Raw genomic sequence first — 12263 nt, forward strand, 5'->3', positions numbered from 1 at the left:
AAGAGAACACCGAGGAACCGGCTCTGCCGGGCCTCAGGTGTTGCCCCCGGTAGGGGGTTGGCGAAGCGACACGAAGTGCGCGTAGCCTGGGGGCGAGCTCAAGCAATCGTCAGTTCGACGTCGATGTTGCCGCGCGTGGCGTTCGAGTACGGGCACACCTGGTGGGCGGTGTCGACCAGCTTCTGCTTGGCTTCGGCGTCGAGGCCGGGCAGCGTGATCGCCAGCTTCACGGCGATGCCGTAGGCGGCGCCGCCGTTCGTCGGGCCGAGGGAAACGCTGGAGTCGATGGCGACGTCTTCAGGCACCTTCACGCCGATCTTCGGGCCGACGGCCTTCATCGCGCCGATGAAGCAGGCGGCATAGCCGACTGCGAACAGCTGCTCGGGGTTGGTACCGGGCTTGCCGGAACCGGGCGAGCTCAGCTTGACGTCGATCGCGCCGTCGCTGGACTTGCCTGCGCCGTCACGGCCGCCGACCGTGTGGGCTTCTGCGGTGTAGAGCACTTTGTCGAGCTTGGTGGTCATGGTGATTCCTCTGGTGGTGATGAAGTTGAAGGGAGGGTGGTGAAAAGGCTTCGTTCTCTTTCCTTGCGGAAGTCGACCGGAGCGGGAGAAACATGTTGCGTGGCGTCAGGCCGCCTTCCTGATGCGGTCGCGCAGCGTCTGGATCTGCTGGGTGAGCGAAACCAGCTCGGGCACCGAGCACTCGGCCGCAGCCATCAGGCAGGCGGGCACGTTGGAGGCGCGGCTCTTGAGCCTGCGGCCCGCGGCGGTCAGCGTGATGTGCACGCGCCGCTCGTCGGCCACGTCGCGCACGCGGGCCACGTAGCCGTTGGCCTCCAGGCGCTTGAGCAGCGGCGTGAGCGTGCCCGAATCGAGCGAGAGACGCTCGCCGAGCTCGGAGACCATGAGGCCGTCCTGCTCCCAGAGGGCGAGCATCACGAGGTATTGGGGGTAGGTGAGCTGCAGCTTCTCCAGCACCGGCTTGTAGAGCCGGGTCATGGCCAGCGAAGCGGAATAGACGGCGAAACAAAGCTGGTTGTCCAGCTTGAGCATTTCGTCGGCGTTGATGGCGGTGGAGGGCATGGGCTGAATTGTAGCGAACAATTAAATTGCGTGCAATGTAATTTGAAAGTATCGATATACAGCCGGTCCGGGGCACATGAAACCCGGTTTTCGTGTCCGCCTGTTGACCCGGCCCCTGGGGCAGCCCTTACAAAAGCGGAAACTCCCGCCGAAAGGCCACTGTCATGCCGTCCAACGCCCGATTCCTCAGTCCCTCCGAAGCCGCCCGGCGGCTCGGCGTGTCCACCAAGGCCCTGCGGCTCTACGAGCAGCGCGGGCTGGTGGCGCCCGAGCGCACGGCAGCCGGCTGGCGCGCCTACGGCCCCGGGCAGATGGCGCGCGCCGCAGAGATCGTCGCGCTTCGCGCGCTCGGCTTCAGCCTTGCCCAGGTGGCACGGGTGCTGCAGGGAGACCCGCAGGGCCTGGAACAGACATTGGAGGCCCATCAGGCCGCACTGGAGGCGCAACTGCATGGCCTCGCAGGCACGGTCGCGAAGATCCGCAGCCTGCGAAGCGATCTGCGGCAGGGCCGCACGCCGACCATCGGCGAACTCGCGGACCTGCGCGCACCGGCCTCCGGGGCCCGCGTCGCATTCGAGCTTCCCTGGCCCTGGGGCGGCGAGCTATTCGAGCTGCGCGACATCCGCACGCTGAACTACATCGTCGGCCCGCTGGGCAGCGGGAAGACGCGGCTGGCGCACAGCCTCGCGAAGGCGCTGCCCGGCGCCGTCTTCCTGGGTCTGCAGAGGCTCGATGCGCCCGAACCGGCCGGGGCAAAGGCGAAGCCGCTTGCAGACCATCGATCGAAGTCGAGCATCGATGCGGCCGTGGCCTGGCTCGTGGAAGACGGCGCAACCCCGTCGGATGCCCTGGGCGTGCTGCTCGCTGCATTGGTCGCCGAGGGGCCTGCCGTCCCGCTGATCGTGGACATGATCGAGCAGGGCCTCGACCAGCCGACGCAGGAAGCCCTCATCGCCTGGCTGCGCCGAAGGGGCCCGGGCGCGCGGCCGGTCTTCATGCTCACCCGCTCCTGCGCGATCCTCGACCTGTCCGCCGTGGGCCCCGACGAAAGCATCATCCTGTGCCCGGCCAACCACAGCCCGCCGATGCAGGTCGCGCCGTATCCCGGTTCTCCCGGCTACGAAGCGGTCGCCACCTGCCTGGCCTCGCCGGAAGTGCGGGCGCGGACAGCAGGCGTCATCGCATGGCGTCCGCCGGGCCGGCTTCAGGCCGCTGCCGCTACGCCTTGAACCTCTTGCGCGTCAGCCCCAGCGCGATCCAGAACGCCGCCACCGCATACACCGCCAGCACCACCGCGTGCACCCACCAGCCTGTGGGCCACTGGTCCATGAACAGCGGCCGCACCAGCGCCACCGCGTTCGTCAGCGGCAGCCAGGCCGCCACGGCCTGCACCGCGGCAGGCAGCTGTTCCAGCGGAAAGAACACGCCGCTCAGGAACATCATCGGCGTCATGAACAGCGTGAAGTAGTAGGTGAAGAAATCGTAGCCCTTGGCCAGCGCGTTGAAGATCAGCGCGATCGACGAGAAGGTGATGCCCGCGCCGATCAGAACCATCCATGCCACGACGAGCTTCGGGCTGTGGCTGATGCCGAGGCCCAGCATCACGAAGAGGATGGCCGTCACCGTGAAGATCGACTTGAACGCCGCCCACAGCATCTCGGCCAGCACGATGTCGTCGAGGCCGACCGGCGCGTTCATGATGCCGTCCCAGGTCTTCTGCACGTGCATGCGCGAGAAGGCCGAGTACAGCGCCTCGAAGCTCGCCGCGTTCATCGCGCTCATGCAGATCGATCCGCTGGCCAGAAACAGGATGTACGGCACCTTCGTGCCGTCGACCGACACCTGCCCCACCAGCGCCCCCATGCCGTAGCCGAAGGCCACCAGCCAGATCAGCGGCTCGGCGATGTTGCCGATCAGGCTCGGTATCGCGAGCTTGCGCCACACCAGCAGGTTGCGCAGGAACACGGGCCACCAGCGCAGGGAAAGCTCTGGCGGGCGCCATGGTGAAGGCGAAGGGGGCGTTGAAGTCGACGCCGGACTCGATACGTTGTTCATGGCTGCTGCTCCATCTCAGGAATGCCGCGGAACCGGCTTTGCCGGGCCGCCGGTATTGCCCCCGGCGAGGGGGGTGGCGGCCACACGACGTGGGCAAGCCTGGGGGGTGAGTCTCATCTTTAGCCGTCCTCGCGGATCTGGCGACCCGTGAGCTTGAGGAAAAGATCTTCGAGGTTCGCGGGGCGGTGGAAGGTGCGCAGTCCACCGTGCCTTGTCAGCGCTGCGAGCAGCCTGCGCGAGTCCTGCGTGTAGAAGAACACCGTCTCGCCGCTGACCTCCACGCGCGCCGCCATCGCCTTCAGCTCGGCCGACTCGGCCAGCGACAGCGCACCGTTGCCGTACACCTCGACCACGTCGGGCTCCAGATGCTCGGCGATGAGGTCGCGCGGGCGGCCCTCGGCGATCTTGCGGCCGTGGTCCAGCACCAGCAGGCGCGAGCACAGGCGTTCGGCCTCGTCCATGAAGTGCGTGGTCAGCAGGATCGATTTGCCCTGCTGCAGCAGCACCTGCAGCCGCTCCCACATCAGGTGCCGCGCCTGCGGGTCGAGCCCGGTGGTGGGCTCGTCGAGCAGCAGCAGCTTCGGGTCGTTGACCAATGCGCGCGCCAGAGAGAGCCGACGCCGCATGCCGCCCGAGAGCTCGCCCGGCTTCGCATCGGCCTTGTGCGAGAGCGCCGCGAACTCCAGCAGCTGCGGCACGCGTGCGCGCACCTGTGCCTTGCTGAAGCCGAAGTAGCGGCCGTACACCACGAGGTTCTCGGCGCAGCTGAAGTCGGGGTCGAGCGTGTCGAACTGCGACACCACGCCGAGCTGCGCCTTGATCGCCAGCGCATCACGCGGCATCTGCAGCCCGAGCGCGGAGATCTCGCCGCCGTCGGGCGCCGTGAGGCCCAGGCACATTCGGATGGTGGTGGTCTTGCCGGCGCCGTTCGGCCCGATCACGCCCAGGCATTCGCCGGGCGCGATCTCGAAGGACAGGTCGTCCACGACCGTGGTGTCGCCATAGCGCTTGAGCAGATGGCTGGCGTGGAAGAGGGGAGGCGGGCTGGAGGATGTCGTAGGCGGCACGCGGCCATTCTGACGCACGCCGGCGGCGTGCGTGCCGGGTCCTCGATAACCCGGGTCGGGGCGCGTTCCCGGCGGCCCCACAATCGCAGTCCATCAACGTTCGAATATCTGGCATTGCAACGGGGGGAGGCCCAAGGATGCTGCGTTTCTGGTTGGCGCTGGCGGCGCTGTCGCTGCTCGGTGCCTGCGCACCTTTTCACCGGCCGCTGGCGGCCGCGGACCGCAACAAGGTCGGCGAAGTCGACCTGCGCGTCGTCGTCGCGCAGGAGAGCTTCATGTTCTCGGCGCAGGCGCCCGGCGTGAGCGCGGCCACGGGCGGCGGGCTGATCGGCGCGCTCATCGATTCTTCGGTGCAGCAGTCGCGCCAGAAGGACATGAGCGCCGAGGTGCAGGCCATCGTCGGCCCGCTGCTCGACTACGACTACCGCGCCGAGGCCGCCCGGGCGCTCGAGGCGCAGCTCGGGGAGCCGTCGACCTTTCCGCTGAAGATCCGCTCGGCGCAGCTGCTGCCGGCCATGCCGGCCAGGGCCGAACACGAGGCCCGCATCGCCGCCACGAAGAGCGGGCCGTCCTACATGGTGCTGTTGCTGCAGTACGCGCTGGAGCCCGGCCTGGGCGCCTTCACCACGCGCACCTCGGCGCTGCTCTGGCAGGACGGCAGGAGCGAGCCCACCTACCGCGCCGCCGCCATCTTCCAGACGCCCGTAGGCGGCGTCGCGCGCGCCACCGTTCTGCGCCGCCTCACCGCGGATGACGGGCAGGTGTTGCGCGGCATGATGCGCGAGTCGATGACGCAGACATTGCATGCGGTGGCGCTCGACCTCGCCGGCGCGCGCTCGGGGCCGGTGAAGACCGCGCGCTTCAACGTCAACGGCTCATGGGTGACGCTGGCCGGCCAGAGCTTCGACGAGCGTCCGGGCCGCGTGCTGTTCCGCGACCAGGATGGCGCGCTCTATTCGGTGAGGAGCGCTGCGCCATGACGCCGCTGCTGCAAGCCTGGAGGCCGGCCGTCTTCCGCGCCCTGTGCATGCTCGGCGCCATGCCGGGCATCTCGCACGCGCTGACCGAGACCGAGCCGCTTCCCATGGTCTACGAGGCGGCACCCGAGCCGGCCGAGCGGCCCAACAGCGCGCCCGCCCCGGCGCTGCGCGTGACGAGCGGCTGCACGCTGTACCTGCCGAGGATCGACGACACCCGCCTGAACAAGGCCAACGTCGGCAACCTGACGCTCATGCTGCCGACGCTGCACGCCACGCCTGTGAAGGTGCAGTCCATCCGGGCCGGCGGCGATCCGGTCGAGTGGACGCGCAGTGCGCTGCAGTCCGCGAGCCGCTACGGCCTGCAGGTCGTGAGCGCAGTGCCGCCCTCCACCGGCGCCACGCGGCAGGCCACGGCCGAAGTCGCGCTGCGCCTGGCGCATTCGTGGTCGTCGGGCCTCAACCTCGTCTCGCACGTCGTGCTGCAGGCCAGCTTCCGCATGCCCGGCACCGAGGCCGTGGTGCGCCAGTACCACGGCATGGGCACGCGCGCCAACTGGGCCAACGGCAACGGCGAATTCATGTCGGTGCTCAACCTCGGCATGGAAGAGGCTGTGCGAGGCCTCGTCGTCGACGTGGCCGCGCTGTGCGACGGCAAACCCCTGCCCGCGAGGGCCCCCGCGCCATGAACACGATCGCCCGGCAACCCAACAAGAGCAGGCTCGAACTGCACCTGACCTGCGGCGCGATGCACGCCGCGCAGATCCCGTCCTTCGTCGAGGTCTGCGAGCAGGTCGGGCTCAAGCCGCTGCTTATCGACCTCGCCAACGGCGAGCAGAAGCAGCAGCCCATGGCCACCACCTGGCTGCGCGGCGACCTGGCAGAGGCCAAGGCCGAGGCAATGGCGCTCGCGCAATGGCTGGCCCGCGCGGGCATGGCGGTGCTGCGCGTGAAGGTCGAGGCGCCGATCGAGAGTCATGAGAGCCTTGAGTGGCCGAGCCAGTATTTCAGATGGCACGGCAAGCTGCGGTTGCGCGATGTCTCGGCGTTGCAGCAGCTGTGTGAAGAGCACGGTGCACGGCTTTCGCGCGACGACATCGGCGATGAACCCGATGTTCACGTAGTGACGCTGCGCAGCCACGAGCCGCTGGCCGGCTTCAAGGCGCGTGTCGCTGCCTTGGCCGCGCACCTGGATCGCGAAGGCTGGCCGCTGATGAAGCAGCATTCGCAGGTCTGCCTGCACGACAGCTCGCTGCACGCGGCCGCATGACATCGCGGCCGCCGCCGCTCAAAGCCTGAGCCCCTCGAACTCCATCTTCATCCAATCGATGAACGCCCGCGTGCGCGCCGGCAGCAGCCTCGCATTCGGATAGATCACGCTCACCGGGCGCGGCGGCGGCTCGAAGTCTTCGAGCACCAGTTTCAGCCGGCCCTGTGCCACGTGGGGTATCACCTGGTACGAGAAGAAGGTGCCGAAGCCCATGCCCGCCGCGCACGACTCGATGGCCGGCGCGAGGTGGTTGAACTCCAGCCGGGTGTCGGGCGTCACGCCGATCGCCTTGCCGCCCTCGTAGAACTGCCACTGCGTCGGCGCGTCGACGCGGCCGCGCACGCACGGTGCGCCGTTCAGTTCGCGCGGGTGCATCGGCGTGCCGTGTCGCGCCAGGTAGTCGGGGCTCGCGACCAGCACGCGGCGGATGGTGCCCATGGTCTGTGCGACGAGCGACGAATCTTCCAGCGGGCTGATGCGGATGCCGACGTCGATGCCTTCCTCCAGCAGGTTCACCGTGCGGTCGTACAGCCGCACGCTGCAGCGCACCTTCTCGTAACGCTGCATGAAGCGAACGATGGCGGGCGCCACGTACATGTGGCCGAAGAGCACCGGCGCGGTGATGGTGAGCTGGCCGGCGGGCTCGCGGGCCTCGGCCTTCAGCGCGAGGTCGGCGGCGTCGGCCGCGAGCAGCAGCTCGCGCGCGCTCGGCAGGTAGCTGCGCCCTTCCTCGGTGAGCGAGAGGCGACGCGTGGTGCGGTGGAAGAGGCGCACGCCCAGGTGGGCCTCCAGCGCGGCGAGCGAGCGCACCACGGCGGGCAGCGAGGTGCCCAGCGCCTCGGCGGCGCGAGTGAGGCTGCCCTGGTCGGCGATCTGGACGAAGTTCTGCAGGGCTTTGAAGCGATCCATGGGTCGATTAAACCGGAAAACGCAGCAGTCAAATACAGGAATGGCTATTCATTCATTCCACGCAAGAGAGAAGAATCCAGCCCATGCCTCATCTCTTCACGGAAAAGGAATCGCCCATGGCCGCCACCCGCCCCGCCCAGCCGATCAAGCTCTACGGCTCCTCCATCTCGGGCCACGTGCATCGCGTGCGCCTGTTCCTCACGATGCTCGGGCTGCCCTTCGAGAGCATCGAGCTCGACATGCGCAAGCGCGAGAACCGCACGCCCGAGTTCCTTGCGCGCAATCCCTTCGGCCAGGTGCCGGTGATCGAGGACGGCGATCTGACGCTGGCCGATTCCAACGCCATCCTGGTCTATCTCAACGAGCGCTATTCGTCCGATCCGACGCGTTGGATGCCGCGCGACGCGGTCGGCGCGGCGCGCGTGCAGCGCTGGTTCTCGGTGGCGGCCGGTCCGCTGGCCTATGGCCCGGCGGCCGCGCGGGTCATGGTGCTGTTCGGCCATGCGACCGATCCGACGGAGACCGTCAAGCGCTCGCACGCGCTGCTCTCGGTGATGGAAACGCACCTGCAGCAGCAGCCCTTCCTTGCAGGCCCCGATGCCACGCTGGCCGACATCGCGAACTACGCCTACGTGGCGCATGCCCCCGAAGGCAGCGTGTCGCTCGACGGCTATCCGAGCGTGCGCGAGTGGCTGGCGCGCGTGGAAGCGCTGCCCGGCTTCGTGCCGATGGTGCGCACTCCCGTCGGACTCGCTGCGGAGGCCAAGTCATGATCGCCGCGCCCTTCCATGCCGGCGAGCGCACGCTGCAGGCGCTGGCGGGCTCGCGCGAGCAGATGGAGGTCGCCGGGCCCCGCGTGATCCGCGACTACATGCCCGACCAGCACCGCGAGTTCTTCTCGCTGCTGCCCTTCATCGTGGCCGGCAGTCTCGACGAAGAGCTGCAGCCCTGGGCCAGCGTGCTCGCGGGGCCCACAGGCTTCGTGCACTCGCCCGATGCCACGCACCTGCGCATCGACGCGCTGCCGGCTGCCGGCGACCCGCTCATCGGCCAGCTGAAGCAGGGCGCCACGCTGGGCCTTCTCGGCATCCAGCCGCACACGCGGCGGCGCAACCGCATGAACGGAACCGTGGAGGCGCTCGATGCGGCGGGCTTCAGCGTCGCGGTGCAGCAGAGCTTCGGCAACTGCCCGCGCTACATCCAGGCGCGCGAGCCGGAGTTCGTCGCGCCGCGCGCTGCCGATGCGGCTCCCGCGCAATGGCTCGACAGGCTGGACCTTGCCGCGCACCGCCTCATCGGCAGCGCCGACACGCTGTTCATCGCCACCGCCTACCCCGACGAAGCCGCGGCGGGCGACGGGGCCGACGCGAGCTCGCACGGCGTCGACGTGTCGCATCGCGGCGGCCGCCCGGGCTTCGTGCGCATCGACGGCGACGACACGCTCATCCTGCCGGACTTCAACGGCAACCGCTTCTTCAACACGCTGGGCAACCTCGCGGTGCATCCGCGCGCGGGCCTGCTCTTCGTCGACTTCGACAGCGGCGACCTGCTGCACGTGGCGGCCACCGCCGAGATCGTGTGGAACGGACCCGAGGTGGATGCCTTCGAAGGCGCCGAGCGGCTGGTGCGCTTCCACGTCACGCACGCGCTGCGCCGTCCGGGTGCGCTGCCGCTGCGCTGGGGCGACGCGCAGCTGTCGCCGCACCTCGCGGGCACGGGTCAGTGGAACACGGGGATGCGGCCGTTGACCGACGGGCGGTAGCTCCAGCCGCGCAGGCGCTGTGCGTCGAGGTCGGCTGCATGCTGCTGCAGCAGCGTGTGGAGGCTGGCCGCCGCCAGCGTGCAGGCCAGCGCCTGTCCCGGGCAGGCGTGCATGCCGTGGCCGAAGCCGAGCATGCGGCGGCGCTCCCGCATCGGCATGAACCGGTCGGGCTCGGTGTTGAACGCCGGATCGCGGTTGGCCGATGCCAGCAGCACCAGCACCGTGTCGCCTGCAGCCACGTCGGTGCCGGCGATGGTGACGGCCTCGGCGGCGAAGCGCCGCGTGTTCTGCACCGAGGGATCGTGGCGCGCGGTTTCCTCGACGATGGCTTGCAGTCCATTGCGCGTGCGGGCCGAGGGCAACAGCGATGGCTCGCGCATCAGAGAGATCAAGCTGTTGCCGACCAGGCCAGCCGTGGCGTCGCAGGTCTGCGAGAGCAGGCCCGCGAGGTTCGCGAGCAGCGAGCGCGAGGTGAGCGCATCGCCGGAGCCCTCGGCCAGCACCGCTGCGAGCAGCGTGCCGTGACGCGGCGCATTGCCGGCTGCCAGCGCTTCGAAGCGCGTCATCAGCTGCGCAGCCGCCGTGCTCGCGCGCTGCAGCTGCTCGGGCGTGGAAAGCGGCGAGAGGCAGGCCACGAAGTCGCGCATCCACCGGTCCACCTGCGGCAGCGCATCGTCCGCGAAGCCGAGCAGGTGGGCGACGGACTGCACAGGCATCGAGAACAACGCCTCGGAAGGCGGCTGCTGCTGCGCCAGCACGCGCTGCGCCACCTGCAGCGTTGACGCGTAGACCGCATCCAGGTCCAGCCCTGCGAGCGCGCGCTGCAGCGCAGGCCTGTGCGCCTGGTGCGCGGCGCCGTCGTTCATGCGGACGAGGTGGCCGAACACCTCGCCGGCGGGGCTGCCCATGATGGCGCGCGGCACGGGCTCCGCGGCCGGCCGCACGCGCAGGGCGCCGTGGGCCTGCAGCACCTGCTCGATCACGTCGGCACGACTCGCGACCCACAGGCGCAGCTGCGCGTTCCATGCGAGCGCCGGTCCGTCGCGAAGGGCTGCGTAGTAAGGATAGGGATCTGCATGCGTGGCAGCCGCGACCGGATCTGCGGGCATGGCGGAGAGCGTGGGGCTTGGGTTCATGGCGCCAGTGTGCTGTCGAAGCTGCCGCCACACTTCGCCCGTGAACGAAGTATGGCGTGTGCCGCCGTCTTAGGATGGGCGCATGGACGACACCCTTTCATCCGCCGCCGACTTCCAGCTCGCCCGACTGGCCGGGGCCATCGCCGAGCCGGCGCGCGCCCGCATGCTGAGCTGCCTGATGGACGGCCACGCACGCACCGCCACCGAGCTCGCCACCGTCGCCGAGGTGGCCGCCTCCACCGCCAGCGCGCACCTCGCCCGGTTGAAGGAAGAACGACTGGTCGACGTGCTGGTGCAGGGCAAGCACCGCTACTTCCGCCTCGCCAGCGACGACGTCGCCTCGGCGCTTGAAAGCCTGATGGTGGTGGCCGGCACTCCACGCACACCCGAGTTCAGGCCCAGCACGCCCAGCCGCCTGCGCAGCGCGCGCACCTGCTACGACCACATGGCGGGCACGGCCGGCGTCGCGCTGCACGACCGGCTGCACGCCCATGGCTGGCTCAGCGGCCTGCAGAGCGGCTCGTACGAACTCACGCCCGAAGGTGCGATCGCGCTGGAGAGCCTGGGCGTGAAGATCGACGAGGTGCGCCGCTCCCGCCGCCGCTTCGCCTGCGCCTGCCTCGACTGGAGCGAGCGCCGCCCGCACCTGGGCGGCGCGCTGGGCGCGGCATGGCTGCAGCTGTCGCTGAAGCGCGGGTGGGTGCGGCAGGAGCTGGATGGGCGCGCGCTCACGTTGACGCCGAAGGCGCAGCGCGAGATGCCGGAACTCTTCGCCTGAACGAGCAGGGGCTACCGGCTGCAAGGCTCCGCGATATCCCCCTGGGAAGGGGCAAGGCGTGCGCGACACGAAGTGCGCGAAGCCTGGCGGTCAGCCCGCCTCAGGCCTTGAGCTTGAGCAGATAGATCAGTGGCCCGGCCATCGCCGTGTCGGTCTCGAGGAAGTTCTCGAATTCCTTGCCTTCCAGCCAGAACGGGTCCCAGTTGTTCTGCTTGACGGTTTTCTGCCACAGATCGGTGGCGGTGGCGCGCTTCACCACGGTCAGCAGGGCGGTCTTGCGGTACGGCGGCACCTTGCGGCCGGTGAGCACGCCGCGCCAGTTGGCGAGGTCGGCGTCCACGCCCTGCTCGCGCACCGAGGCGATGCCCTGGAACGGCCGCTTCGACGACACGCCGATGGCGCGCAGCTTGCCATTGGCGATGCTCTCGGCGAACTCGCTGTAGCCCGAGATGCCTGCTGCGGCCTTGCCGCTTTCCAGCGCCTCGACCACCTCCGCGCCGCCGGGGTGCGCCTGGTAGACCAGCGACTGCGAGGCCTCGGCCACGCGCGCCAGCATGCCGGCATACATGTGGTCCACGCCGCCGGCCGAACCGCCTGCGATGACGGTGTTGGCCGCGTCCGCGTGCAGCTGCGTGATCAGGTCCTTCGGCGTCTTGATGGGGGAGTCGGCCTTGACCGCGATCACCTCGTAGTCGCTGGTGAGGCGGGCGATGGGCGCCATGCTGGCCATGGTGACCGCCGGCTTCTGCAGGGCCACCGCGCCGACCATGACCATGCCGCTCATCAGCAGGGTGTCGGGGTCGGCGTCGTATTTCTCGACATACTTGGCCAGGCCGATGGTGCCGCCCTTGCCGCCGACGTTCTCGTAGACCACGCTGCCGACCGCGCCCGACGCCAGCATGGCGGCGCCCAGCGCACGGCCCGTCTGGTCCCAGCCGCCGCCTTCGTTGGCGGGGATCACGATGCGCAGCCGGTTGCTCAGCGGCGCGTCGGCGGCGTGCGCGGAGCGCGGCCACAGCGCGGCGTGTCCTGCGCCGGCTGCCGCGGCCGAGGCCGCGATCCATGCAGAGAAACTGCGACGGGAAATGGGGGGAACGGAGCGCGACTGGGTCATCTTCTTTCCGGTTGTCGTGGGATAGACCGGATGATGTCCGCGAAACGCGCCGATCAGGCGTGCCCGCGGGCAGGACAAACCCTGAGGCCCGGCCCTGGTCGCGGGCCTGC

At 69.4% G+C, this 12263-nt stretch carries 14 protein-coding genes; 7 read left to right on the plus strand and 7 right to left on the minus strand.

All coding sequences use genetic code 11. The features are described from left to right. Positions 1-98: 98 nt before the first annotated feature. Positions 99-524 carry an organic hydroperoxide resistance protein gene (locus tag G369_RS0129925; RefSeq protein ID WP_019657755.1) on the minus strand — a complete coding sequence of 142 codons (426 nt, stop codon included), beginning with the start codon at positions 522-524 and terminating at the stop codon, positions 99-101. 105 nt (positions 525-629) lie between these two features. Continuing rightward, a complete protein-coding gene (locus G369_RS0129930) occupies positions 630-1085 on the minus strand; it encodes a MarR family winged helix-turn-helix transcriptional regulator (protein ID WP_019657756.1) in 456 nt (151 codons plus the stop codon). A 164-nt stretch (positions 1086-1249) separates the two neighbouring features. Between G369_RS0129930 and G369_RS0129935 the strand changes: the two genes are divergently transcribed. After that, on the plus strand, positions 1250-2314 hold the full coding sequence (locus G369_RS0129935; protein WP_019657757.1) for a MerR family transcriptional regulator: 1065 nt from the start codon (positions 1250-1252) through the stop codon (positions 2312-2314). On the opposite strand, the gene G369_RS0129940 is transcribed toward G369_RS0129935, so the two are convergent. Together G369_RS0129940 and G369_RS0129945 are read right to left on the minus strand one after the other, a co-directional pair. Next, the gene (locus tag G369_RS0129940; protein WP_019657758.1) at positions 2304-3140 is read right to left on the minus strand and encodes an ABC transporter permease; all 837 of its coding nucleotides are present in this window, start codon (positions 3138-3140) and stop codon (positions 2304-2306) included. The genes G369_RS0129935 and G369_RS0129940 overlap by 11 nt on opposite strands. A 119-nt stretch (positions 3141-3259) precedes the next feature. Next, positions 3260-4207, minus strand: a complete 948-nt coding sequence (locus G369_RS0129945; RefSeq protein WP_026346752.1) for an ATP-binding cassette domain-containing protein — start codon at positions 4205-4207, stop codon at positions 3260-3262. Positions 4208-4344: 137 nt separating this feature from the next. Here G369_RS0129945 and G369_RS0129950 point away from each other — a divergent pair, with 137 nt between their 5' ends. The 3 genes from G369_RS0129950 to G369_RS0129960 are packed head-to-tail and all read left to right on the plus strand — an operon-like array spanning position 4345 to position 6454. Next, a complete protein-coding gene (locus tag G369_RS0129950) occupies positions 4345-5187 on the plus strand; it encodes a hypothetical protein (RefSeq protein ID WP_019657760.1) in 843 nt (280 codons plus the stop codon). Next, positions 5184-5873: a hypothetical protein gene (locus tag G369_RS0129955; protein ID WP_019657761.1), complete on the plus strand. Its 690-nt coding sequence runs from the start codon at positions 5184-5186 to the stop codon at positions 5871-5873. Before G369_RS0129950 ends, G369_RS0129955 begins: the two co-directional genes overlap by 4 nt. Continuing rightward, complete coding sequence (locus tag G369_RS0129960) at positions 5870-6454, plus strand: hypothetical protein (protein ID WP_019657762.1); 585 nt, start codon at positions 5870-5872, stop codon at positions 6452-6454. Before G369_RS0129955 ends, G369_RS0129960 begins: the two co-directional genes overlap by 4 nt. 18 nt (positions 6455-6472) lie before the next feature. Here G369_RS0129960 and G369_RS0129965 read toward each other — a convergent pair whose 3' ends face one another. Further along, positions 6473-7363, minus strand: a complete 891-nt coding sequence (locus G369_RS0129965) for a LysR family transcriptional regulator (RefSeq protein WP_019657763.1) — start codon at positions 7361-7363, stop codon at positions 6473-6475. Positions 7364-7479: 116 nt separating this feature from the next. Here G369_RS0129965 and G369_RS0129970 point away from each other — a divergent pair, with 116 nt between their 5' ends. Together G369_RS0129970 and G369_RS0129975 are read left to right on the plus strand one after the other, a co-directional pair. After that, positions 7480-8136, plus strand: coding sequence for a glutathione S-transferase family protein (locus G369_RS0129970; RefSeq protein ID WP_020723358.1), 657 nt, complete (start codon positions 7480-7482; stop codon positions 8134-8136). After that, positions 8133-9125 (plus strand): pyridoxamine 5'-phosphate oxidase family protein, encoded by a 993-nt coding sequence (locus G369_RS0129975; protein WP_019657765.1) that lies wholly within the window; start codon positions 8133-8135, stop codon positions 9123-9125. The genes G369_RS0129970 and G369_RS0129975 overlap by 4 nt, the downstream gene beginning before the upstream one ends. Here G369_RS0129975 and G369_RS0129980 read toward each other — a convergent pair. Then, positions 9083-10261 carry a cytochrome P450 gene (locus tag G369_RS0129980; protein ID WP_019657766.1) on the minus strand — a complete coding sequence of 393 codons (1179 nt, stop codon included), beginning with the start codon at positions 10259-10261 and terminating at the stop codon, positions 9083-9085. The two genes, G369_RS0129975 and G369_RS0129980, sit on opposite strands and share 43 nt — an antisense overlap. An 82-nt stretch (positions 10262-10343) precedes the next feature. Here G369_RS0129980 and G369_RS0129985 point away from each other — a divergent pair, with 82 nt between their 5' ends. After that, a complete protein-coding gene (locus tag G369_RS0129985; protein WP_019657767.1) occupies positions 10344-11039 on the plus strand; it encodes an ArsR/SmtB family transcription factor in 696 nt (231 codons plus the stop codon). A 100-nt stretch (positions 11040-11139) separates the two neighbouring features. Here G369_RS0129985 and G369_RS0129990 read toward each other — a convergent pair whose 3' ends face one another. Further along, a complete protein-coding gene (locus G369_RS0129990; protein WP_019657768.1) occupies positions 11140-12153 on the minus strand; it encodes a Bug family tripartite tricarboxylate transporter substrate binding protein in 1014 nt (337 codons plus the stop codon). Positions 12154-12263: the final 110 nt, after the last annotated feature.

This window comes from Variovorax atrisoli 110B (assembly GCF_000382045.1).
Taxonomy (GTDB): domain Bacteria; phylum Pseudomonadota; class Gammaproteobacteria; order Burkholderiales; family Burkholderiaceae_C; genus Variovorax; species Variovorax atrisoli.